Here is a 22,041-nt window from a genome sequence, read left to right on the forward strand (position 1 = left end):
GATCATCATGACTGTCCTTCCGATGCGTCCGAGTCCGGCAGCCGCGCCTGATGACGCGTTCATCTGGGAGCGACAGCTCCGTCCGGTGCTCGACGCGATCATCGATCAGCCGCACGCTCCACCGCGCGCACTGCTGGTCGGCAACGCCGGCTCGGGAAAATCCGCGTCGCTGCGACGACTGCGCGACGTGCTGCTCGAGGAGGGCAGAGACGTCCACCTGCTGCACGCCGGCATGAGAGCGGACCCCGCCATCCCCCCGCGGATGCCGCCGGACGCGGTGCTCATCGTCGACGACGCCCAGCTGCTCGACGACGAGCAACTCGACGTCATCGTCGACCGCGCAGCCGACCCGCATTCCGCGCTGATCGTCGCGCACCGGCCGTGGCCTGCGTCAGAGCGGATGCGTTCGATGCAGCGGTTGCTGGAACGGACCTTCCCCGCGGTCGTCCTCGGCCACGTCGCACGCTCCGATGTGCTGCAGCATCTCGAGGCCTCGGGGCAGCCCATCCGCGACACCTGCCTGCAGCACATCCTCCAGGCCACCGGCGGCGTCACCTGGCTGGTGTCAGAGGCACTCGCGCTGCACGACGATCGCGACTGCACCGACGACGACGCCCACTCCGCGCTGCACGGAGCGCTCGGCGAGCAGGTCGCCCACCGGCTCGAGACGGTCGAGCCGGAACTCCGCCTTGCCGTCGAGCGACTGTGCACGGCATCCGCGAAGGGTCGGGCGTCAGGACTTCTCGACGATGCGATCCAGCGTGCTCACGCCGAAGGACTGCTGCTGCGCTCGGGGATGCCGGTTCCGCTCGTGCTCGCGGCCGTGCGCACCGCCATGCCGGCGCAGCCGGACGATGAGAAGACGGACGCCGTCCGGCGCGCGCGAGACGCCTGGGCGGACGGAGATCTCGACACCGCGATGGCCATCGTGGACGATGCGGCCACCGACGCGCACGACCGGGAGCAGCTCGCCGATATCTCGGCAGGAGGATGGGCGGCGCGCGGCATGATGGCGCAGGCGGATGCCGTCTATCGCGCCCTTCCGCCGGGCGACGCGGATTCCGCCACCCTCGCGATGATCGCGGCCATCGGCACCGGATCGACCTCCCTCGCCGACGCGGCAACCATGGGGACGGCGGCGCCGACCGTGGCATCCGCCGCTCCCTCGACGTTGAGCGTGGCGATGGATCTGCTGCGCCGGGGCCTCGCCGCCTCGGTCAGCGGCGACTGCTCGGAGGCCGTCCTCGCCGATCTCGTCCGCGCCGCCGAGATGTACACCGGCTCGCGTGCGACCCGCGCCGTCCCCGAGCTGCCGGCCGTCGTCGCGACGATCGTCGCCCTGAATCTGGGCGCTCTGGTGACGGCGCACACCGTCATCGACGACGCGATCCGCGATGGACACGGCGGCGCATGGGCGCGCCCGAGGCTGCTGCTGTGGCGCGCGTGGGTGTCGGTGCAGCGCGCACGTCCGGCAGAGGCGTTCGAAGACCTCGCGCGCGCGCAGGAGATCGAGCCGGCGATGTCTGCACGCGACACGCTGCTCGCCAGGGCCGTGCGCGTCGCGATCGCACGGCGCTACGAAGACGCCGCAGGCATCGAGGAGGCATGGCGTCACGCACGCGGGACGCTGCTGCGCACCGACATCGATCTCTTCCTGCTGCACCCGCTCGCCGAACTGATCAGCTCCGCCACACGCGCCGGTGACGCCGAGCGGATAGATCCGCACATCACGCGTGCACTGGAGATCACTGCCGGCCTCGGCGATCCTCCGCTGTGGATCGCACATCTGCGCTGGGCAGGCATCCAGCAGGGCATCCTGCTGGGAAGCCCCGCGCGCGTCGCACCGCACGCGAAAGCGCTCGTCGCGGTATCCGCCGGCAATCGCGTCGCCGCCGTCATGGCGAAGGCCGGCCGGGTCTGGACCTCGGTCCTCGGCGGAACCGTCGATCCTGCCGCCGTGGAGACCGCAGCCGAAGGGCTCGCCTCGGTCGGACTGAAGTGGGACGGCGCGCGACTCGCCGGTCACGGGGCCGGCCGCACGGACGATCGCAAGGTCGCCGCCCGTTTGCTGGCCTGCGCCAGAGACCTGCACCCCACCGACATCGCGCGTCGGAGCGTCGACGCCGACCCCGTCGGCGACGGGGAGCGCACGACACCGGAGGAGATCCTGAGCGATCGCGAGATCGAAGTCGCCCGCCTCGTACTACAGGGCAAGACCTACGCGGAGATCGGCGAGACGATCTTCATCTCGCCCCGCACCGCCGAACATCACATCGCGCACATCCGCACCCGGCTGGGTGCCACGTCGCGCTCCGAGGTCATCGCACGGCTGCGGCAGTTGATCGGCGACGAATCCCCGTCCCTCCCCCTACGGACATCGGAGTGATCCCCGATGCCCACTCGTGCCGACGTGGATACGCTCCGAAGCAGGATCTGGGGATCTGCGGACTCCCGCAGGAGCGGGTGGACGAAGAGGCGTGCTGAGCTTCGAGATACGGCCAAGAGGGGGACTTGTTCATGACTACACCGGTCGAGACGATCGCCGATGCGCTGATCGCTTTCATCCTGAGCCTGCTGCATGATCCGGATGCGGCCGCCGACTTCGCCGCCGACCCGGATGCCGCGCTGGAGGGCAACAACCTGCGCAGCGCCTGCATGGCAGATGTCGCCGCCGTCAGACCGGTCATCGTCGACCGGCCGGATGTCGTGGCCCGCACTCAGCCGGATCCGACTCCGCCGCCGTCGCCGAACACCCCCACCGAGGTGACGAACGAGATCCTCCGCATCGTGCAGCAGTTCACCACCACGATCGATGCGCGCTCGACCATGGTCGACAACTCGGTGAACCAGAACATCTGGGCCGGAGGCGACGTGACGCAGATCTTCGACCAGGAGGCCATCATCGCCTCCGGCGACGGGTCGGTCGCCGCCGGCGATGACGGGTCCCTCGACAACTCCGACCTGGATGTCACCGTCGGAGACGTGACGGTCGGCAACGACACCTACGACGGCAGCTTCAACGGTGCCGACGTCGACGTCGCCACGCCGGTACCCGACGCCGCCACGCCCGTACCCGACGCCACCACGCCGGCACCTGCGGCCCCGTCCGACGTCGCCGCACCGGAACCGGCAGCCCCGGTCGACGTCGCCGAACCCGCCGATGTGCTCGACTCCGATATGGCGGCGAGCGACGACTCGTACGATTCGGATGCCGCCAGCGCCGCTGTCGCCGACCAGGCGGTCGTGGATGAGCCGATCGAGGAGGAATGACATCAGCGCCGTGACCGAGCACGAGCCCGAGCACACCCGTGCCGCACCGCACCGGCCGCCGACGTCCAGCGACAACGCCGCGCCGGTGATGGTGAAGCTCACCCCGCCCTTCGAGGTACGCCTCAGCCAGTTCTTCTGGATCGTCAGCTTCGCGGTCGGCGCCTTCGCCGCTGTCTACCTCTTCGTCCTCCGCGAAGAGCTGCTGCCGCTCATCGAGAAGGTCGCGCGCACCGTCGCCGACGACCGCAGCGATGCCACCTACACCTCGGCCGCCGACATCCTGTTCTGGATCGTGTTCGGCACGCTCGTCGGCATCCTGCTCACGCAGATCACACTGCTCGTGTCGTTCACGAGCAGGCGGCCGAACGTGCGCTGGTGGCAGCTCGGGACCCTCATGCTGCTCGCCGTCGTCGTGACGCTTTCACCCGAGTGGGTCGCCCTCGGCGACCATGGGGCGCAGTTCCAGGCGACGATCGCGGCGCAGACGGGGCTCGTCGTGCTGGCGCTGCTGTGCAGCATCCTGCCACGCGCCATCCGCTGGTCCGCCCGCCGTGTCGACGTGCGCAGGGGTCTGTCCCAGGGTTCCGGCAGCGCCGATCTCTGAGGCGATCTGCTCGAGGCTGCGGATCACCACACGGCAGGCTTCGAGCGCGGCACGACCGGTGAGCGGCGACTCGCTCAGCCGACGCCAGTATCCGATCCTCCCGACTGCGGCGGCGCCGAGCGCAGCGGAGTCGGCGTGCAGCGGCAGGCCCAGTCGTGCATGAGCGGCTGCGCCCTCGGCGCCGACGATCCGTGCCGCCTCCACGGCGTCGTCGCCCTCCAGCGGCAATCCCTTCGATCGCGCATCCGCGAGCAGAGCGAGCTCGCGCAGCGTGTGCGCTGCGAGCATGAAGCGCTCGACCCCGGCACGGATCGCCTCCGTCCCAGGGCAAGGGTGCTCGCGGACGAGACGGTCGAGCTGGAGGACGATCCCCCGTGCCTTCAGGGTCGCGGCACGCGGCTGGAACTCCGCGGCGACGAACTCCTGGATCTCCAGCAGCCCGCTCTGCTGCACGAGCTCGGCCGACAGCTCCGACGAGCTGGCGGCGCCGGCGCGGATGATGGCCGTCGCCATCCGCACGCCGAAGATGCCGAAGCGGGCGAGCAGGTCGTGGCGCACGATCACGCTGAGTCCGGTGGCATCGGTCTCGCGCAGGAACCGATCGGCTGAGACGAGCAGCCGCTCTCGGACGTCGCGGTCGAGGCCCGCGAGTTCGCGGAGCGCGATGTACTCGCTCTCGCGCAGGGTCCGTGCCCCCTCGGCGAGGAGCCCGGCGACCGGGATCACACCGAGGGTGAGCGATGAGAGTTCCGGGTCGCGCTGATAGCGGTACGCGACCCGACGGGCGGAGAGCAGCGAGTCGATGCGACCGGAGCCCACCTCATCCGACCTCGAGAGCACGCCGACCGCGCACACGGTCTGCGCGGCGCCGGCGGCATTGTCGTGGAACGCCTCGAGGAACTTCACGTCCGAACCGTGAAGATGGCGCAGCAGATACACGACGGCGTCCGCGGCGGATGGCGCGTCCTCCGGTGTGAGGAACCGCACTGTCCGCGACGAGGTGTCCTCGGAGAGCGAGGCGATACCCGGCGTGTCGATCAGGATCACCGACTTCAGCGCCTGCAGCGGCCAGCCGACGTCGATCCATTCGACCTCCTCGGCGGGCAGACCGCCGAGGTCGATCACGAGCAAGCCGTGCTCGCGCCGGATCGGCATGCGCCGCGGCTCGCCCCTGCGCGGGTGCAGGGTGATCGTCGGGGTCGGCGAGAAGCGGTACCAGGTCACCACCCTGGTGCACTCGCCGGTGTCGGTCGGCGCGATCCGCTCGCCGAGCATCGCGTTCAGCAGGGTGGACTTCCCGGCCTTCACCATCCCCGCCAGCGCCAGCCGCAGCGGTTCGTGCAGGCGCGTGTCGAGTTGGCCGATGATCTCCAGCACGGCCGGATCGTCGGCATAGACGTCGTGTGCGGCGGCGAGGATGTCCTCGGCGATGTCGGTGATGGATGCCGTCATGCCAGCGCCCCTCCCCGATCGAGGGGCGACAACGCGGCGACCGGCGCGCGTTCCGTCGCCGAGATGCTCTGGGCGGCGAGCGGCTCGAGGGCGGGGATCGCACCGCGCAGTTCGTCGAGCTTCGCGATCCGGTTCTGCAGCGCCCCGATCCGTGCATCTCGGGTCGCGGTGAACGAGGTGGCGGCCTGCTTCGCGGTCGTGAGCGCCTCGGACAGGGAGCGATGCAGCTCCTCGGCCATCGACCCGAAGTGGTCACGGGCGGTGCGCTGCACGAGGCGGAGCCGATCCTTGAGCTGCTTGCCCACCTGGAAAGTCACCTCGTCGATGTGTCGACGCACGATGAGCTTCGCCTCCTGCTGGCGGCGGGACAGCCGGGCGCTCATGTCCTCGCGGAACGCGCGCCGGCCGACGAGCACTCCGGCGAGCAGCGAGAGCGGGTTGATGAGAGACAGCCCGATGAGGCCGGTGGCGAGCCCCACCATGAGCACGCCGCCGTACGATCCGCGAACGCCGATGTAGATCTTCTCGCCGGCACTGAGCTGGCCGGATTCGAGACCGGTGATCTCCTCCACGGAGTCGAGTACGCCGTGGGTGTCGCTCACGTCGATCGGGGGAAGAGCGGTCTCCCCCTTGCTGAACAGGTCGGCCACCTCCTCGGACAGCCATCTGGAGCGCTCGTCGGTCCACACGAACGTCTCGGCGACGGCTGCGGCGACCCGCTGATCGAGCCACTCGGTGATCTGGTCCCAGATCGGACCTGGGTCCCCCTCGTCGATGGACTTCTCCGCTTCGCGCATCACCCGGCGAAGGCGATCGCGCACGTCGTGCTCCATGTCGGCGACGAGGTCGGCGATGCCGTCGGTGAGCGTCACCTGCCAGCGCGCCGAGCGCCCGCGGAACTCGTCGGCGCTCGCCTTGGCCGCCTCGAGCTCGGCGATCATGCGAGGGGTGTCCTCGGGGTTCTGCAGAGCGTTCAGCTCGGTGCGCATCGACATCGTGAGCTGGTCGATGACCGAGAGAAGGTCGTGCACCGCGCCGCGCTCGTGGATCGCCTCGGCGCGGCCGAGCACCTCGCGGCGCAGATGCGCGACAAGCGCCGGGAAACCGGATTCGTCGTTCAGGCTGCGGTCCTGCAGTTCGGCGGCGAGCAGCCTGAGATCGCTGGAGACGGCGAAGATCGGCACATCGCCGGTCGTGAGGAGATGTCCGCGGTCGATGTCCGCGACCTCGCGCCACTGCGGGTAGAGGTCGGTCTTGGCGAGCACGGCGGCGACGTTGGGCGACATGCGCATGGCGTGCCGCAGAAACTGCACTTCGGGCTCGGTGTACTCCTGTGAGGCGTCCGAGACCATGAGCACGGCGTGAGCGGACGACAGCGCTGCCAGCGTCGTGAGCGCGTTGGTCGATTCGAAGCCGCCGACGCCTGGAGAGTCGACCAGCTGCAGCCCGCCCTTGAGGATCTCGCGCGGCAGCAGCACCTCCGCCGAAACGATGCCGCGCTCGTTGCCGCGGTTCCCACGCTCCGAGACGTATTCGGCGAGGTCCTCCAGGGGAATCTCGCGTCTCACCGTCGCCGGTCGTCGCGGGTCGGATGCGGCATCCTTCGCCCGTTCGAGGATCCAGGCGGACGGCTCAGCCGCATACCCGACGACGGTCGGCACGCTCGTGGCGACGTCGTCGTCGACAGGGCATGCGGGCGCGTTCACGAGCGCATTGATGAGCTTGCTCTTGCCCTGCTTGAATTCCCCGACCACGATGACGCGGACCCCGGGATCCAGCAGGCGTTGCCGGGTCTGCTCGAGACGTTCGGAGAGGTCCGTCCGTCCGGTGGACGCGGCGAGCGCGCCGACCTCCCGGACGGCGTGTGCGACCGACTCCCCCGCGGTTCGCATATCCGGCACGTGACCCCCATGTGTCGTCCAGAGCTGCCGGGGTGGTGCACCACCCCTGCTCTCCCCAGTTGTTCGGGATCAGACCAGGAAGTCCGGTCCCAGCGTCCCTCCGTCGACGTCGGCGGCGGCGCCCGGGTCATCTCCCCAGATGACGTCGGGATCCACCTCCCAGTCGGAGGAGTTCACATTCTCTATCTCCGCGGTGAAGATGTTCGCCCCTGTCGGGTCGGCATCCACCGCGGCATCCGGCCAGAGGATCCCGTCGAAGGCGTCGTGGCCGGCCGGCAGCTCTGCCGGTTCGCCGCTCGCTTCGTCGGACATGTCAGACCTTCGGATCGGATGCTTCGCAGTGTAGTGCTCTGCCCGGCCACCTTCCAGAGGCAACCGGGCAGAGCCTGTGCCTCAGAAGGCGACGTCGTTCATGTCCCCGGTGGGACTGCCGACGTTGATGTCGTCGACTGCGACGTCGACGTTCAGCGACTCGTCGGTCACCGAGCTGTCCTGGAACGAGTCGTTGACCGACCACGTGTCGGAGTTGTCGGTCATCGAGTTGTCCTGGAACGAGTCGTTCACGGACCAGTTGTCCGAGAAATCGGTCATCGAGTTGTCGGAGTTGTCCGAGTTGTCGGAGTTGTCCGTCACCGAGTTGTCCGAGTTGTCGGTCATCGAGTTGTCCTGGAACGAGTCGTTGATCGACCAGTTGTCGGAGAAGTCCTCGTTGAACGAATCGGTGTAGGTCTCGTTGCCGATCGCCACATCGCCCACCGTGATGTTGGTGCTGATGTTGTGGATCGCACCATCGCCTCCAGCCGCGACGGATCCATCACCGGATGCCGTGACGCTGCTGTTCGCGAAGACCTGGTTGACGTCGCCGCCAGTGGTGTCGCCGCCCGATGGGACGCCGCCTCCGTAGCCCAGACCGGCCAGGCCCGCAGAACCCGCTGCACCCGCACCGCTGGCTGCAGTGGAGATGTTCTGGTTCACCGACTGGTCGTTCAGAGTCGCCCGTGCGTCGATCGTGAGATTGCCGCCGGTCGCTCCGGCCATGCCGGCTGCTCCGCTGAGGTTCAGGTCGTTGAACCCGGCGTTGAACTGGCGGGTCCCGACGCTGATCGAGTGGTCGTTCAGAGTCGTGTTGCCCGAGTCGTGCACCGAGTTGTTCTGGAACGAGTCGTTGATCGAGTTGTCAGAATTGTCCGAGTTGTCGGAGTGATCCGAGTTGTCGGTCCACGAGTTGTCCTGGAACGAGTCGTTGACCTGGAACGAGTCGTTGATCGAGTTGTCGGAGTCGTCGCTGTTGTCGGAGTTGTCCGAATTGTCCGAGTTGTCGCTGTTGTCGGAGTTGTCCGAGTTGTCGGAATTGTCCGAGTTGTCGGAGTTGTCGGTCGAGTTGTCCGAGTTGTCGGAGTTGTCGTCCGCCGAGTTGTCGGAGTTGTCGCTGTTGTCCGAGTTGTCGCTGTTGTCCGAGTTGTCCGTCGTCGAGTTGTCGGAGTTGTCCGTCGTCGAGTTGTCGGAGTTGTCGGTGTTGCCGTTGCCGACGTCCTCGACGCCCAGATTCCACTGAGCACCGAGCAAGTTGTCGTTGTCCTGCACAGCCATGATGTGTCCCCTTTATCGTCAGAGTGCCGAGTGGCGCGTGTTATGAGTCTGGAACTCACGCACCCGGCCGGCATCGGGGAGGACCCCGAGGTTGTGCGGGGATCGGTCGGGGATGCTGGGGGGCCTGTCGGGGGACGGTAGGGGGACGCGAAAAGGCCCGGATGCCGTAGCATCCGAGCCTTTCTACGCTGTTGTCGAGTTGCTCAGCGAACGACGACGGCGAGGACGTCGCGAGCCGAGAGCACCAGGTACTCGTCGGCGCCGAACTTGATCTCGGTTCCGCCGTACTTGCTGTACAGGACGCGGTCGCCGACGGAGACGTCGAGCGGAACGCGGTTGCCGTTGTCGTCGATGCGGCCGGGGCCGACAGCCACGACCTCGCCCTCCTGGGGCTTCTCCTTGGCGGTGTCGGGGATGACCAGTCCACTAGCGGTGGTCTGCTCTGCCTCGACCTGCTGGATGACGATGCGGTCCTCGAGCGGCTTGATGGAAACCGACACGGTCTACCTCTTCTTTCTTGACGCTGACACGAAAGACTTGTTCGCACTCTCAACCCGAGAGTGCTAATCACAAGTGTAGGGCGTCGGCTGGCACTCATGCAATGCGAGTGCCAGTTTCGGATGCGTAGTCTGAAGTCATGGAGATGTCCGAGCTCACCGCGCTGCTCACCCCCGAGGGCCTTCGGCTGCTCGACGAGGTCGGCCCGATCGCCTCCGCAGCAGAGGTCGCCGGTGCCGTCTCGAAGCTGCGTGCGGCAGGACACTCCCCCGATCTCGTGTCCGCCGTCGTCGGTCAGGCGCACCTGCGCACGAAGGCGGAACCGAAGTTCGGCGGCTTCGCCGAGCGGATGCTTTTCACCAGAGCCGGCCTCGAGCAGGCGACGCGCCTGGGTGTGGCGGCACGGCACGCTGGGCGCATGCGCCGCGCGGGCATTTCACGAGTGGCAGATCTGGGCTGCGGCATCGGCGGCGACTCGCTCGCCTTCGCCGGTGCCGGCCTCGGCGTCGTGGCCGTGGATGCCGATGAGGTCACCGCGGCGATCGCCGCCTACAACCTCGCCCCCTTCGGCACCCGCGGGTCGTTGAGCGAGCGGAGCGAGACGAAACGCGCTGAGCGACCGCAGGGAGTCGAAGCGTCCGTGACCGTCCAACACGGCACCGCCGAGGAGTTCGTGAGCGCCGACTTCGGAGAACTGCACGATCTTCGGACGAATCCGGCAGATTCCTCCGAAGAAGCTGCACTTCTCCGAGATACGCGCACGGCGGTCTGGCTCGACCCCGCACGCCGCACCACCGGCCATAGCGAGACGCGGCGGGTCACAGCATCCGACTACTCGCCCTCGCTCGATTGGGCGTTCGCCCTCGCCGCGCGGATCCCCACGGGCATCAAACTCGGCCCCGGTCACGATCGCGACAGCCTCCCCGCGGATGTCGAAGCGCAGTGGGTCAGTGCCGACGGCAGCGTTGTCGAGCTCGTGCTGTGGTCTGGCGCGCTCGCGCGCGAGGGCGTACGGCGTGCGGCGCTCGTGATCCGCGGTGACGAGTCGCACGAGCTCACGGCCGGAGCGGATGCCGAGGACGCCGAAGTACGCGAGCTCGGCGCCTTCCTGCACGAGCCGGATGGTGCCGTCATCCGCGCGCGTCTGATCGGCGACGTCGCGCGCAGCCTCGACGCCGGGATGCTGGACGCGAAGATCGCCTATCTGACCGGCGACGCTGCGCTCACTTCGCCGTTCGTGCAGTCGTTCAGGGTGCGCGAGGTGATGGCCGCGAACCCCAAGGCGATCAACGCGGTTCTCAGGGCCAACGACATCGGCACGGTCGAGATCAAGAAGCGCGGCATGGACATCGATCCCGCCGCATTCCGGAAGAAGTTGAACCTGAAGGGCTCGCAGACCGCGACGCTGGTCCTCACGCGGGTCGGAGACCGGCGGATGGCGATCCTCGCCGATCGGGTGTGATTCAGCCGCCGGTCTCGCCGGTCTCGCCGTCGCTCACGAGGTCGTCGAACATCGGATCGTCGAACGTGAACTCAATCGGGTCGCCCGTCTCGGGATCGAGCTCGCCGATCGCGGCCTCCGAGTGGCGGATGATCGTGAGCACAGGGCCGCGCATCTCGGACTGCTGCACCAGGTACTCCGTCGGCACACCGTCCACGATCACCATGAGCGTGATGTCGGACTCGGCATCTTCGGCACATGCTTCGATGGGTCCGCCGTCGACTGCGGCGATGACGCAGAATCCCCCGTTCACCCAGTTGCTCCACACCACGGTGTCGCCGTCGTATCCGAGGATTCCGAGCGTGCTGCCCTCATAGCCTGAGGCTTCGAGTTCGTGCAGCTGAGCGAGTTCGGCATCGCTGTACTGCGACTCCCAGCCGGACGCGTCCTGGTCCCACACCTGGATGAACGGCACCAGCTCGCCTGTCATCGTCGGGATGAGTCCGGCGACGAGCTGCTGTCCGGCTTTCTCCTCCCCCTCCGGCACCGTCGCGGTCGCGTTGGGCCAGACCGAGTCCTTCAGCTGCTCAGACGGTATGCAGCCGTTCTGGATCATCTCGTCAGGTCCAGTGACGATCACGCACACTTCGTCGCCGTCCGAACGCTCCGCCTGCCAGACGACGACGCCGTACTGCTCTGCCACCGGTGCGACCGTTCCCGGGTCGAAGTCGTCAGTCGCTTCGATCTCCGCGCGCTGCTCAGCGTGGGCCGAAGCGAGCGCATAGGCGTCGGCATCCCAGCCCCAGACGGCCCACCCGATGCCGAGGCCGAGGACGAGTGCGGCCGCGACAGCGCCCAGTGCAAAGCCGATCGGATGCCGGCGCCACGGCCGCAGTGGAGCATGCGGTTCTGCGGATGAACCGCTTCGACTCGCTGACGCTCGCTCAGCGCGTTTCGTCTCGCCTTCGGCTCGCTCAACGACCCGCCCCGGTTCCTGCGAGCGGTCAGCACCCTGCGGGGAGGCGGCTTCCTGCGGGGCGACGACCTCTTGCGGGTCGTTGAGCGACGGGCGCGGACCGACCGGAGCGGTGTGCTGAGCGAGCGCAGCGAGTCGAAGTGACGAAACGGGTTGAGCGAGCGCAGCGAGTCGAAGCCTTCCCCCGCTCGATTCCAGCTCCTGGAGGCGCTCGAGCTCCTCAACAGAAAGACCGCCGTCGGGCCCGTACGCCTTGGCCTGCAGCATCCGCAGCTCTGCGGACTCCTCAGCGGACACCATCCCTATCCCAGTCTCTCGAACTGCATGCCGGCCCAGATGAGCCAGCCCAGGCTGTAGATCGTCGCGGTGAGGCCGAGTATCAATGCCCAGAGCGCGATCGCACGGCTCTCGACCGGGCGTCGCAGCGACATGATCGCCGCGACGACGGCGACGATCGCGAGCGGGATCCCCCAGCCGACGAACCACGACGCACACAGCGCGACGATCGCGGCGAGCAGCGCCCATGGGGCGAGACGGGTGTTGTCCTCAGCGCCGGGACCGTCATCCGGCGCCCATTGCACAGCAGGCATCCCCGCCGTGTCCGCTGGTCCGCTGGCGACGACCGGCTCGACCCCGACCGGGCCGGTGGGCAACTTCGTGTAGCTGTCGCGGGGCGCACCGGGCATCCGGGTGGCGCCAGCCGGGCGCTCGACTTCGGCGGAGGGGCGCTCCACCTTCGGCTGCTCGCCCGAGCCGCTCGTACCGCGCTGGTCACTCATGCGGCATCCTCCGCCTGAGACTCGGCCACTTGGATCTCGGTGACGGGCAACGTGGAATCGGCGCCGAACGCGAGTGTGGACGGGCGGCGTCCCGAGCTGATCAGGTCCGCGGCGAGCGCGGCGATCATCGCCCCGTTGTCGGTGCAGAGCGACAGCGGCGGGATGCGAACGGTCACCCCGGCGACTGCAGCACGCTCGATCGCGACGTCGCGCAGCCGCTTGTTGGCGATCACGCCGCCGCCGAGCAGCAGCCGCGGCACGCCGAGGTCGGCGCAGGCGGCGAGCGCCTTGGTGACGAGCACGTCGACGACGGCTTCGCGGAAGCTCGCGGCGACATCCGCCACCGGCACCTCTTCGCCCGACGCCTCGCAGCGCTCGACCCAGCGGGCGACGGCGGTCTTGAGACCGGAGAACGAGAAGTCGTAGCGGTGCTTCACCAGGTCCGGCGCCTTCGACAGCCCGCGCGGGAAGCGGATCGCCTTGGGGTCGCCGTCGGCCGCCGCACGGTCGATCTCGGGGCCGCCGGGATACGGCAGCGAGAGCAGCCGGGCGACCTTGTCGAAGGCCTCTCCTGCCGCATCGTCCATGGTCTCACCGAGCAGTTCGACATCGGTGGTGAGGTCGCGCACGTGCAGCAGCGAGGTGTGGCCCCCCGACACGAGCAGCGCGATCGTCGGATACTCGAGCGGGTCGGAATCCGGCGTCACGATGTCGGCGGCGATGTGACCGACGAGGTGGTTCACGGCGTACAACGGCTTTCCGAGCGAGACTGCGAGGCCCTTGGCCGCTCCGACACCGACCATCAGCGCACCGGCGAGGCCCGGGCCGCTGGTGACGGCGATCGCATCGAGATCTGACAGCGAGACCTGCGCCTCGGCGAGCGCGGCCTCGATCGACGGCTGCAGCGCTTCGAGGTGCGCGCGGGCGGCGACTTCGGGGATGACGCCGCCGTAGCGAGCGTGCTCGTCCATGCTGGAGGCGATCGTGTTCGACAGCAGCGTGCGGCCGCGGACGATGCCGATGCCCGTCTCGTCGCAGCTCGTCTCGATGCCGAGGACCAGGGGTTCACTCATGCTGTGGCTTCCTTCGGGGCGGCAGCCGCCCACCGACGCAGGTCGAGCTTCATCACGATCGCGTCGACGTTGTCGGGCTGGTAATAGTGCTGGCGTCGGGCGAGTTCCTCGAACCCCTCGGAGGCGTAGAGCCCCTCGGCGCCTGGATTGTCGGCGCGCACCTCGAGGAAGACCTCTCGGGCTCCGCGGGCGGATGCTTCGGCGAGCAGAGTCCGCAGCATCGCGCGTCCTCGCCCCTCGCCACGGCGGGCTTCGATCAGCGCGATCGTCTGGATGTCGGCATCCGCGTTCCCACGGATCGCGCGGAGTCCGGCGTATCCGATGATCTCGCCCGCATCTTCGTCGACGAGGTAGTGGCTGTATGCCGTCACAAGCTCTGCGGCCATCGACTCGGCGCTCCACGCGTCGGTCGGAAACGAGGAGTTCTCGATGGCCATGATCGCGTCGAGGTCGGCCGGAGTGGCGATGCGGATGGTCACAGCCCTACCCGCTTCGGCGCGCCGGGCATCGTGACGTCGGGCTGGCGGAGGTAGAGGGGCTCGGCGCCGGCGAGTTCTCGACCGGCGTTCGCGGCGCGGATGCCGACTCTGGCGAGCGCTGCGGCGTCGACCGTGGTGACTTCACGTGCGTCGAGGCCGTCGAGATACGCCTCGGCGCCGGTGCGCGGCACGAGCACCGTCTCGGATTTCAGGTGCGGGATGCCGTCGGCATCGAGCCCTCGGAACACGCTGATCGCGACTTCACGCCGGCGAGCATCCGTGACGATCGCGAACGTGCCGGCCTCGGGGTCCTGCTCGAGGATGCTGAGGGCCGCGGCGAAGTGGCTGGGCACAGCGATCACCGGGATGCCGCGGCCGAGCGCGAACGTGCGTGCGGTGGCGATGCCGATCCTCAGGCCGGTGAAGGGGCCGGGGCCCATGCCCGCGACGACGTGGGTGATCTCGTCGCCCGCCTCGGCGAGAGCACGCTGCAGCAGAGTGCCGATGACCTCGGCGTGTCCGAGGGGGTCGGGACTGGATGCGTCGGCGCGGCGAGCACCATCGGCGTCGACGATCGCGACGGCCGTGCCCAGGGAGGTGTCGACAGCGAGAATCACGTCTCCAGGGTAGTCGGCCGCAGACTCGTGAGGTGCTGTCAGCCCAGCGGTGCGCGCACCGGGTAGTCCTGGCCCTCCAGGATCACCTGAGCCGCTGCTCCGGTGCCCTGGTTGATCACCACTGGGGCGAGGAGGTTGACGCTCACGCCGTCGGCCGCGGGATGGGCGACCACGAGCAGCAGCGCATCATCGGGCGAGTTCAGCGCGAGTTCGGCGGTCTGGTCGTCGGTGAGCGTCGGTGCGTACTCATCCAGCACCGTCCGGGGATCGACGAGGTACAGACGCAGTTCGGCGTCCTCTACAGCGCGCAGGGTGAACAGCCCGTCCGAGCCGGCGACCGGAGCCAACTCGAATTCGACGTGCGGCGCGAGCCCAGGCGGTGGCGCGACGAAGCTCAGAGCTGCGCTCACTGGAGGAAGTCCATGAGCGAGGGCTGGAGAACCCGCGCGTTGACCGCGAGCGCTGAGCGGTACACGAGCTCCTGAGCCTGCAGCCGGACGAGCACCTCGACCGAGTCGACGTCTTCCACGGCGGCTCGGCGGGCTTCGAGCGAAACCGAATTCTGCACGGCCGCCTCCTTGGCGCGTTCGATCTGTGATTGGCGGGTGCCGACCGCCCCTTGGGCACTGAGCATAGCGGTCAGGCGGTCGTCGATCTCGTTGAGTCGCGGCCCCACGTTCGTCCCGGAGCGCAGATCGCCGATGATCGTGTCGATCAGTGCGAAGACCGAGCCTGATCCGGTGCCGAAGACCGCCGCGCCGTCGGTGTCGACTCGAACGGAGGCATTGTCCGAGATCCGGCGCGTGACCTCTGCACCCGGCGCTCCACTGAAGCTGTAGTCCGTGGCGAACGCCGCACTGTTCGAGGTGCCGGCGAACACCGAACGACCGAGCAGGCGCGTGTTCGCCTTGGCGAGGAGCTCCTCTCGGATGCCCTCCAGCTCCACGGCGATCGCCTCTTTCGCCGTCGCATCCATCGCACCGTCGTTGGCGCCCTGCACGGTGAGATCGCGTGCCCGACCGAGAAGTGCGGTACTGGCCGCGATGGCGTTGTCGGCGGTGGTCACCCACGCCAGCCCGTCGTCGACGTTGCGTGCGTACTGTTCGTTGCGTCGTTGTTCGGCGTGCAGGTTCAACGCGGCAGCGGCCGCGGCGGGGTCTTCCGATGGGGCGCTGAAGGCCCGCTGGGAAGTCGCCTGCTGCTGCAGTCGGGCGAGCTCGGAGAGATTCGCCTGCAGATGGCGCATCGCCGTCTGCGTCATGGCGGGTGCGGTCACACGAGAGATCATCATCGTCCTTCGATCAGCGTCCGACGAGGCCCATGCGGTTGATCAGCACGTCGAGGGCTTCATCGACGGCCGTCATCACGCGGGCTGCGGCCTGGTAGGCGGTCTGGTAGGTGAGCAGGCTGATGGTCTCCTCGTCGCCGTCGACGGCGGCGACCGACTGCTGTGCTGACGCGGCTGTGACCGCGCTGGTCTCGGAGACGCGGGAGCGCTGGATGTCGGCTGCGGTGTTGACGCCGAGGCTCGACACCTGTGCCGACCAGATCGCGTCCGGCGAGGTGTCTCCTCGTCCGATCTGCGAGATGGCGTCGGCGTTGCCGGCATCCCATGCCCCGCCGCCGGGTGCGGCCAGCGCGAGGTCCGAGGCAGAGGTCACGGCGACGCGCAGTCCGAGAGCGGCCGGTCCTGTGGCGGACGATGCGAAGAAGTCGCCGCCCGGCTGGCCGGAAGACGTCACACCCACACGATGCTGGGCGTTCACCGCATCGGCGAGGCTTGTCGCGACCGCGTTGTAGGTCGACGCGAGCTGCGCGAGCATGCCGCCTTCTTCCGCGGGTGCCAGCACCGAGAGGGTTCCGCCGAGCTCGCCGCCGAGTACGGAGACGGGGATGTCGGATGCCGTGGCCCATGTGACGGCGACTCGCTGGCCGGCATCGATCGAGGTCGGTCCGCTGAGTGCCAGGTGGCGCGCGTCAGTGCCGGACACGAGGGCGTTGCCGTCGAGGCGCACCGTGAGTGTGCCGTCCTGTTCGATGTTCGCGCGGGCCCCGGCCAGTCGCGCGACGTTCTGCGCGAGCACGCTGCGCTGATCGATGAGCTCGTTGGCGGAGCGGCCGGATGCGAGTGCGTCACGGATCTCGCGATTGAGAACGGCGATCTGGTCGGCGGCGGCGTTGACCTGCGAGACGGTGCGGTCAGCGGCCGCGCGCGCCTCTGACCACTGCGTCGAGACCGCGCGGTAGCCACCCGAGATGTGCGCGGCGAGCTCGGCGGCCGATTCGAGCACGACCGATGCGGCCGCACCGGAATCCGGGGTGTTCGCAAGGTCCTGCCAGCCGGACCAGAACTGCGACAGTCGTGCGGACAGACCGTCGGAGGTCGGCTCGGCGAGCGATGCCTCCAGCGTCGTCGCCGAGACCGCACGTGTCGACCAGAAGCCGGATGCGGCGAGTGTGTCGCGTACGCGAGCGTCGAGGAGGGCGTCGCCGAGGCGGGCGACGCCATCGATCGAGACACCGTGTCCTGGCACGGCTCCGGTGCTGAAGAGACCGATCTGCGCCACCGCGGCGACGGACGAGGTGACCACGCGCTGCCGCGTGTAGCCCTCGGTCGTCTGGTTGGCGATGTTCTGTCCGACGACATCCATGCCGCGACGCGCCGCAGCCAGTCCGCTGGCAGCCGTATTCAATCCACTGAAAGTAGACATCGTCTCTTTCCCGCTACATCTCGGTGTCGACGATGCGCGCTGAATCGTCCCGCGCGCGGTCGCCGTTGGTGGTGTATTCGCCCGTGCTGAGCCCGAGCGCGGCGATCGTCTCCTGCGTGGCTCGCATCACACTTCCCAGCTGCTCGGCGTTCATGTCGCGCAGCTGCGCGATCTCGGCTGTCAGCTGTGTGAGTGCGTGCAGGTGGTCGGTGAAGACGTCTCGCCATGCACCTTCCGGAGCCCGCTCGACCAGCTCGGTCAGTGTCGCGCTGTCGAGCGCTCCCCATTCCTCGGCGACGTCCGTGACCGCGACCGCACGCGCGAGCGTGGTGCTGCGCAGTCGATCGAGCACCTGTTCGATCTCGCGCGACGCATAATTGATCCATTGTGATCTTCCTGCGGCGAGCAGCAGCTGCTGCTCGTCGAGCTTGAACAGCAGCATCTCCAGCAGCTCGCGCTCACGCCACAACTGCATCGACAGTTCGTTGGCTCCCATGGTTCCTCTTCCCCAGCTCTTTTCCCCAGCCGGTGCGCCGTCAGAAATAAACGCTTCATGAATCTCTATCGGCAGCCCTTCGCCTAAGGTTACTATGTGCATTGAGGATGGACAGTTCTCCCCATGGACATATCGCAAACCGTGTGATATGGACTTTCTGTTCATTCGTACCCGAACGTCTCGGCGTTCTCCAGAGAGGTGGACAAGGCCCCATGTCGTCGCGCGCCGAGCGCAATCGCCTCGTTGAAGACAATCTCCCCCTTGTCGGATACCTCGCCTCCGAGACCCATGCTCGGGCAACGCACATCCCTCGCGAAGAACTCGCGGCGGTCGGTGCCCTCGCCCTGGTCACGGCAGCCGATGCATTCGACCCGACGCTCGGCGTTCCCTTCGGCGCCTATGCGCGCCGACGCATCCTCGGCGCCTTCGCCGACGAGATGCGTGCGATGGACTGGGCCTCGCGCGGCATCCGCAAGCGCATCAAGGAGACCACCGCCGTCCGCGACACTCTGACAGCCGGGCTCGGGCGCACCGCGACCGTGGCCGAGATCGCCACGGCGATGGCCGTGCCCAAAGACGTGGTCGCCGAGGCACTGACCGATGGCGCACGCACGGTCGTGACGATCGAGGACCCGTCCGCGCAGGATCTGGCCTCGGTCATCCCGCTTCCGGAGGAGACCGCCATGGTGAGCGAACGCCGGGAGGTTCTCGCACATGCCGTCGCGGCGCTGCCGGAGCGCATGCGCTTCATCGTGCAGGCGGTGTACTTCGACGAGCGTCCGGTCAAGGAGATCGCCGAGGAACTCGGAGTCTCCCACTCCGCCGTGTCGCAGCATCGTTCTGAGGCGATGCGCCTGCTGCGCGACGCCCTGGAGAAGTACTTCGCCGATGGCGAGGAACCGGCGACCGTCGCCCGCGTGTCGATGGCGGTGCGCGACGCGTTCTTCGCGCGCATCGCCGAAACGGGCAGCAGTCGACTGGCGAACGTCTTCCGCGGATCGCCTGCAGCCTCTGCACTGGCCTGAGCACTCGGGTCGTCACGACTTACGAGCGCGCGCACTCCGCCGATAGGTCTGAACGAAGCCCACGGACGGGCTTCGTTCACACCCACTCACGGAGGAACACACAATGGGTATGCAGATCAACACCAACGTGTCGGCGCTCAACGCCTACCGCAACCTGTCCAACACGCAGAACGACCTGTCGAAGTCGCTGGAGAAGCTGTCCAGTGGTCTTCGCATCAACCGCGCGGCGGACGACGCAGCCGGTCTGGCGATCTCCGAGGGCCTGCGCTCGCAGGTCAACGGTCTGAACGTCGCGGCCCGCAACGCTCAGGACGGCATCTCGGTCATCCAGACCGCTGAAGGCGCCCTGACCGAGGTCCACTCCATCCTGCAGCGCATGCGCGACCTCGCGGTGCAGGGCGGTAGCGACTCGAACAACACCGAGTCGCGCGACGCGATCAAGAACGAGGCAGACCAGCTGGGTGCAGAGCTCTCCCGCATCTCGGAGTCCACCAACTTCAACGGCATCAACCTGTTCCAGGCCGGCACGACCGCGGGCCCCGCAACACTGACCTTCCAGGTTGGATCTGAGGGCAACGCAGCGTCACAGATCGCAGTGGGAACCGTCAACCTCGGTACAGCTCTCGCCGACGTTGTGACGCTCACCGGCGGCACCGTGGTGGCGGCCGCCGCTGGGTTCACTGTGACCGACGCCACGACCGCGCAGACCACGATCGAGAACATCGACAAGGCCATCGTGGCTGTGTCGAAGGGCCGTTCAGAGCTCGGTGCAAACCAGAACCGCTTCGAGTCGACGATCAACTCGCTCAACGTGTCGGCAGAGAACCTGGGAGCTGCCGAGAGCCGCATCCGCGACACCGACATGGCTGCCGAGATGGTCAAGTACACCGCTGCGAACATCCTGTCGCAGGCCGGAACGGCGATGCTCGCTCAGGCGAACCAGTCGACCCAGGGCGTTCTTCAGCTGCTGCGTTGATTCGTCCGTAGGTTCCGGGTGGGCGGCAGCCCGTCGTCCACCCGGAACCCGCACCCGTTCCTGATCCGGAAAGGCACCCATGGGTATCGCGCTAGACGGCCTCGTCTCGGGCCTCAACACCACCGAGCTCATCAAAGCGCTCATGGACGTGCAGGCCATTCCCCGCAATCTGATGAAGGCGAAGGCCGATGACAAGAACGTCATCATCTCGCAGCTCCAGACCCTGAACACCTCGCTGCAGGATCTCGCAGCCAAGGCGAAGACGGCCGCAAAGGGCGAAACTCTCTCGGCGTTCTCCGCGACCTCGTCCTCGAAGGACGTCACCGTCTCCCTTCGTCCCGGAGCCGCTGCCCTCACGGCCGACATCGTCGTCGACCGCCTCGCGCAGAAGCACACCGTCGTCACCGCGGCATCCATCGCCTGGCCGGACGCTTCCCCGACTCTCACCCTCAAGAATGCCGCTGGCGAGCTCCTCGAGATCACCGCAGACTCCACGTCGATGACCGACGTCGCCCGCGCGATCAACACCGCCGGCTTCGGCATCACCGCGAACGTCGTCGCCGCGGGCAAGGATGCCGACGGCAACCCGCTGCAGCGCCTCCAGCTCGTCGCCGCCGAATCCGGCGAGCAGGGTTCGTTCAGCGTGTTCCGCGGTGACATGGCCGCCGTCGGCGCGGGCACAGACGTCGCCGCCGCGCCCGGCGCGGCGATCGTCGCGACGGGCGCCGACGCCCAAGTTCGCCTGTGGGCAGGGACGGCCGCCGAGCAGACCATCACCTCGTCATCGAACACGTTCACCGAGCTGTTCGCAGGAGTCGACGTCACCGTCAGCGCAGTATCCACCGAGCCGGTCACCGTCGGTGTCGCCGTCGACGACAAGGCCCGCACAACGGCCGCCGCCGACTTCATCAAGCAGGTCGCGTCGCTCATGACGCGCATCGACAACGGCTCCAAGGCCACGGTCGGCTCGGCTTCCGGAGACGCGACCACGCTGGGCGTCTTCACCGGCGACAGCACGATCCGCGCGCTCCGTCAGTCGCTGGCAGATGCGATTCAGCATCCCATCGACGGCGTCTCGCCGTCATCGATCGGCATCTCGATCGACCGCTACGGCGTACTCACGATCGACGAGACGAAGTTCGCCGCCGCGCTCGCAGATGATCCGGATGCCGTCACCACGATGTTCACCGGCATCGCCGAGCGCGTGCAGCAGACGACCGAGACGTACTCGGACAAGTACGACGGTCTGCTCACCTCGCGCATCACCGGGCAGCAGAGCGAGGTCGATTCCCTCGGCGATCAGCTCGAACGCTGGGACATCCGTCTCGAGCAGCGCCAGGCGACGCTCGAGCGCACCTACGCGCGGCTGGAGACGATGCTCTCGCAGATGCAGTCGCAGTCGTCGTACCTCACTTCGCAGCTGGCGAATCTGCCGAGCTTCGACACCGGATCGAACTGACATGAACGCGAACGCCGCGCTCCGCGCGCAACAGCGCTACCGTGACGACGCCGTGCTCTCGGCGACCCCCGAGCGGCTTCTGACGATGCTCTACGACCGGCTGCTGCTCGACATCCAGCGCGGCGAGGCCGCCCAGCGCTCCGGAGACTGGTCCGAGGCCAATGCGCAGCTGCAGCACGCGCAGGACATCGTCGCAGAGCTGACCTCATCGCTGTCGAACGACTGGGCCGGCAGTACCGGACTCCGCGCGCTGTACGCCTTCCTCACGCAGACCCTCATCGGCGCGAACATCGGACGCGACCCCGAGCGGACGCACTCGTGCCACGAACTCGTCGCCCCGCTGCGTGACGCGTGGCACGACGCCGCCGCGGCGGTCGCGCAGGTCACGGCATGACCGACGAGGCCTGGACCGCGCTGCTCGACCGGTTCGAGCGTGATCTCGACGGCGCATCCGGGATCCTCGAGCCGTGGACGGCGCCGGCGGCTCCGCTCCCCGCTGAGCTCGCAGAGCGCGCCCGCCGCCTGCTGCGGCTCCAGCAGGAGCGGATCGCGCGCACGCGTGCAGAGCTCGACGACGTGCGAGGCCAGCTCGACGCGCTGCGCCGCGTTCCCGCCGCACGGCCCGACGTCCCGGCGTACCTCGACGTCGACGGCTGAGACGTCGACGGTCCCGCTGACGCGATTCCCAGCATCC

At 68.1% G+C, this 22,041-nt stretch carries 22 protein-coding genes; 8 read left to right on the forward strand and 14 right to left on the reverse strand.

Annotated elements, in window-relative coordinates; genetic code table 11:
• Positions 1-7 precede the first annotated feature (7 nt).
• Positions 8-2,386, forward strand: coding sequence for a LuxR C-terminal-related transcriptional regulator (locus IEV67_RS08690; RefSeq protein ID WP_188436173.1), 2,379 nt, complete (start codon positions 8-10; stop codon positions 2,384-2,386).
• 131 nt (positions 2,387-2,517) lie between these two features.
• A complete protein-coding gene (locus tag IEV67_RS08695) occupies positions 2,518-3,270 on the forward strand; it encodes an IniB N-terminal domain-containing protein (protein WP_188436174.1) in 753 nt (250 codons plus the stop codon).
• A 421-nt stretch (positions 3,271-3,691) separates the two neighbouring features.
• Here IEV67_RS08695 and IEV67_RS08700 read toward each other — a convergent pair whose 3' ends face one another.
• The 5 genes from IEV67_RS08700 to groES all read right to left on the reverse strand — a co-directional run bounded on the left by IEV67_RS08700 (position 3,692) and on the right by groES (position 9,317).
• A complete protein-coding gene (locus IEV67_RS08700; protein WP_188436175.1) occupies positions 3,692-5,326 on the reverse strand; it encodes a dynamin family protein in 1,635 nt (544 codons plus the stop codon).
• Entirely contained in the window at positions 5,323-7,218 is a 1,896-nt protein-coding gene (locus IEV67_RS08705; protein ID WP_188436350.1) for a dynamin family protein, read from the reverse strand. The genes IEV67_RS08700 and IEV67_RS08705 overlap by 4 nt, the downstream gene beginning before the upstream one ends.
• A 78-nt stretch (positions 7,219-7,296) precedes the next feature.
• Positions 7,297-7,539, reverse strand: coding sequence for a hypothetical protein (locus IEV67_RS08710; RefSeq protein WP_188436176.1), 243 nt, complete (start codon positions 7,537-7,539; stop codon positions 7,297-7,299).
• A gap of 81 nt (positions 7,540-7,620) precedes the next feature.
• Positions 7,621-8,817 carry a hypothetical protein gene (locus tag IEV67_RS18965; RefSeq protein ID WP_229702926.1) on the reverse strand — a complete coding sequence of 399 codons (1,197 nt, stop codon included), beginning with the start codon at positions 8,815-8,817 and terminating at the stop codon, positions 7,621-7,623.
• Positions 8,818-9,020: 203 nt separating this feature from the next.
• Entirely contained in the window at positions 9,021-9,317 is a 297-nt protein-coding gene (gene groES / locus IEV67_RS08720) for a co-chaperone GroES (RefSeq protein WP_033104978.1), read from the reverse strand.
• 137 nt (positions 9,318-9,454) lie between these two features.
• On the opposite strand from groES, the gene IEV67_RS08725 reads away from it, so the two are divergent.
• A complete protein-coding gene (locus IEV67_RS08725; protein WP_188436177.1) occupies positions 9,455-10,777 on the forward strand; it encodes a THUMP-like domain-containing protein in 1,323 nt (440 codons plus the stop codon).
• Between the two features lies 1 nt (position 10,778).
• Here the strand turns inward: IEV67_RS08725 and IEV67_RS08730 are convergent, their stop codons facing one another.
• The 9 genes from IEV67_RS08730 to IEV67_RS08770 are packed head-to-tail and all read right to left on the reverse strand — an operon-like array spanning position 10,779 to position 17,887.
• Complete coding sequence (locus IEV67_RS08730; protein WP_188436178.1) at positions 10,779-12,032, reverse strand: hypothetical protein; 1,254 nt, start codon at positions 12,030-12,032, stop codon at positions 10,779-10,781.
• A 2-nt stretch (positions 12,033-12,034) separates the two neighbouring features.
• Positions 12,035-12,511: a hypothetical protein gene (locus IEV67_RS08735; protein WP_188436179.1), complete on the reverse strand. Its 477-nt coding sequence runs from the start codon at positions 12,509-12,511 to the stop codon at positions 12,035-12,037.
• The gene (gene tsaD / locus IEV67_RS08740) at positions 12,508-13,584 is read right to left on the reverse strand and encodes a tRNA (adenosine(37)-N6)-threonylcarbamoyltransferase complex transferase subunit TsaD (protein ID WP_188436180.1); all 1,077 of its coding nucleotides are present in this window, start codon (positions 13,582-13,584) and stop codon (positions 12,508-12,510) included. The genes IEV67_RS08735 and tsaD overlap by 4 nt, the downstream gene beginning before the upstream one ends.
• A complete protein-coding gene (gene rimI / locus IEV67_RS08745; protein ID WP_188436181.1) occupies positions 13,581-14,063 on the reverse strand; it encodes a ribosomal protein S18-alanine N-acetyltransferase in 483 nt (160 codons plus the stop codon). The genes tsaD and rimI overlap by 4 nt, the downstream gene beginning before the upstream one ends.
• A complete protein-coding gene (gene tsaB, locus IEV67_RS08750) occupies positions 14,060-14,680 on the reverse strand; it encodes a tRNA (adenosine(37)-N6)-threonylcarbamoyltransferase complex dimerization subunit type 1 TsaB (RefSeq protein ID WP_188436182.1) in 621 nt (206 codons plus the stop codon). The genes rimI and tsaB overlap by 4 nt, the downstream gene beginning before the upstream one ends.
• Before the next feature lie 38 nt (positions 14,681-14,718).
• Positions 14,719-15,090 carry a flagellar assembly protein FliW gene (locus tag IEV67_RS08755; protein ID WP_188436183.1) on the reverse strand — a complete coding sequence of 124 codons (372 nt, stop codon included), beginning with the start codon at positions 15,088-15,090 and terminating at the stop codon, positions 14,719-14,721.
• On the reverse strand, positions 15,087-15,956 hold the full coding sequence (gene flgL / locus IEV67_RS08760; protein ID WP_229702928.1) for a flagellar hook-associated protein FlgL: 870 nt from the start codon (positions 15,954-15,956) through the stop codon (positions 15,087-15,089). The genes IEV67_RS08755 and flgL overlap by 4 nt, the downstream gene beginning before the upstream one ends.
• Positions 15,957-15,981: 25 nt before the next feature.
• Positions 15,982-17,391 carry a flagellar hook-associated protein FlgK gene (flgK, locus tag IEV67_RS08765; protein ID WP_188436184.1) on the reverse strand — a complete coding sequence of 470 codons (1,410 nt, stop codon included), beginning with the start codon at positions 17,389-17,391 and terminating at the stop codon, positions 15,982-15,984.
• Positions 17,392-17,404: 13 nt separating this feature from the next.
• Entirely contained in the window at positions 17,405-17,887 is a 483-nt protein-coding gene (locus IEV67_RS08770) for a flagellar protein FlgN (protein ID WP_188436185.1), read from the reverse strand.
• A gap of 212 nt (positions 17,888-18,099) precedes the next feature.
• On the opposite strand from IEV67_RS08770, the gene IEV67_RS08775 reads away from it, so the two are divergent.
• From IEV67_RS08775 to IEV67_RS08795, 5 genes are all read left to right on the forward strand, one after another.
• Complete coding sequence (locus IEV67_RS08775; protein WP_188436186.1) at positions 18,100-18,912, forward strand: sigma-70 family RNA polymerase sigma factor; 813 nt, start codon at positions 18,100-18,102, stop codon at positions 18,910-18,912.
• Positions 18,913-19,015: 103 nt separating this feature from the next.
• Positions 19,016-19,888, forward strand: coding sequence for a flagellin N-terminal helical domain-containing protein (locus IEV67_RS08780; protein WP_194404386.1), 873 nt, complete (start codon positions 19,016-19,018; stop codon positions 19,886-19,888).
• Positions 19,889-19,967: 79 nt separating this feature from the next.
• Complete coding sequence (fliD, locus tag IEV67_RS08785) at positions 19,968-21,347, forward strand: flagellar filament capping protein FliD (RefSeq protein ID WP_188436187.1); 1,380 nt, start codon at positions 19,968-19,970, stop codon at positions 21,345-21,347.
• A 1-nt stretch (position 21,348) separates the two neighbouring features.
• A complete protein-coding gene (gene fliS / locus IEV67_RS08790) occupies positions 21,349-21,741 on the forward strand; it encodes a flagellar export chaperone FliS (protein ID WP_188436188.1) in 393 nt (130 codons plus the stop codon).
• Positions 21,738-22,004 carry a hypothetical protein gene (locus tag IEV67_RS08795; protein ID WP_188436189.1) on the forward strand — a complete coding sequence of 89 codons (267 nt, stop codon included), beginning with the start codon at positions 21,738-21,740 and terminating at the stop codon, positions 22,002-22,004. Before fliS ends, IEV67_RS08795 begins: the two co-directional genes overlap by 4 nt.
• Positions 22,005-22,041: the final 37 nt, after the last annotated feature.

Origin of the sequence: Microbacterium murale (assembly GCF_014635185.1) — a bacterium.
Classification (GTDB): Bacteria; Actinomycetota; Actinomycetes; order Actinomycetales; family Microbacteriaceae; genus Microbacterium; species Microbacterium murale.

What these genes read in the sequence shown, in the direction of transcription:
- IEV67_RS18965 (WP_229702926.1), bottom strand. Translation starts at nt 8,817, where the DNA reads ATGGCTGTGCAGGACAACGACAACTTGCTCGGTGCTCAGTGGAATCTG.
- tsaD (WP_188436180.1), bottom strand. Translation starts at nt 13,584, where the DNA reads ATGAGTGAACCCCTGGTCCTCGGCATCGAGACGAGCTGCGACGAGACG.
- IEV67_RS08690 (WP_188436173.1), top strand. Translation starts at nt 8, where the DNA reads ATGACTGTCCTTCCGATGCGTCCGAGTCCGGCAGCCGCGCCTGATGAC.
- fliS (WP_188436188.1), top strand. Translation starts at nt 21,349, where the DNA reads ATGAACGCGAACGCCGCGCTCCGCGCGCAACAGCGCTACCGTGACGAC.
- IEV67_RS08775 (WP_188436186.1), top strand. Translation starts at nt 18,100, where the DNA reads ATGTCGTCGCGCGCCGAGCGCAATCGCCTCGTTGAAGACAATCTCCCC.
- IEV67_RS08700 (WP_188436175.1), bottom strand. Translation starts at nt 5,326, where the DNA reads ATGACGGCATCCATCACCGACATCGCCGAGGACATCCTCGCCGCCGCA.
- IEV67_RS08780 (WP_194404386.1), top strand. Translation starts at nt 19,016, where the DNA reads ATGGGTATGCAGATCAACACCAACGTGTCGGCGCTCAACGCCTACCGC.
- IEV67_RS08770 (WP_188436185.1), bottom strand. Translation starts at nt 17,887, where the DNA reads ATGGGAGCCAACGAACTGTCGATGCAGTTGTGGCGTGAGCGCGAGCTG.
- fliD (WP_188436187.1), top strand. Translation starts at nt 19,968, where the DNA reads ATGGGTATCGCGCTAGACGGCCTCGTCTCGGGCCTCAACACCACCGAG.
- IEV67_RS08730 (WP_188436178.1), bottom strand. Translation starts at nt 12,032, where the DNA reads ATGGTGTCCGCTGAGGAGTCCGCAGAGCTGCGGATGCTGCAGGCCAAG.
- IEV67_RS08705 (WP_188436350.1), bottom strand. Translation starts at nt 7,218, where the DNA reads ATGCGAACCGCGGGGGAGTCGGTCGCACACGCCGTCCGGGAGGTCGGC.
- flgK (WP_188436184.1), bottom strand. Translation starts at nt 17,391, where the DNA reads ATGTCTACTTTCAGTGGATTGAATACGGCTGCCAGCGGACTGGCTGCG.
- IEV67_RS08710 (WP_188436176.1), bottom strand. Translation starts at nt 7,539, where the DNA reads ATGTCCGACGAAGCGAGCGGCGAACCGGCAGAGCTGCCGGCCGGCCAC.
- IEV67_RS08725 (WP_188436177.1), top strand. Translation starts at nt 9,455, where the DNA reads ATGGAGATGTCCGAGCTCACCGCGCTGCTCACCCCCGAGGGCCTTCGG.
- IEV67_RS08695 (WP_188436174.1), top strand. Translation starts at nt 2,518, where the DNA reads ATGACTACACCGGTCGAGACGATCGCCGATGCGCTGATCGCTTTCATC.
- IEV67_RS08735 (WP_188436179.1), bottom strand. Translation starts at nt 12,511, where the DNA reads ATGAGTGACCAGCGCGGTACGAGCGGCTCGGGCGAGCAGCCGAAGGTG.
- IEV67_RS08795 (WP_188436189.1), top strand. Translation starts at nt 21,738, where the DNA reads ATGACCGACGAGGCCTGGACCGCGCTGCTCGACCGGTTCGAGCGTGAT.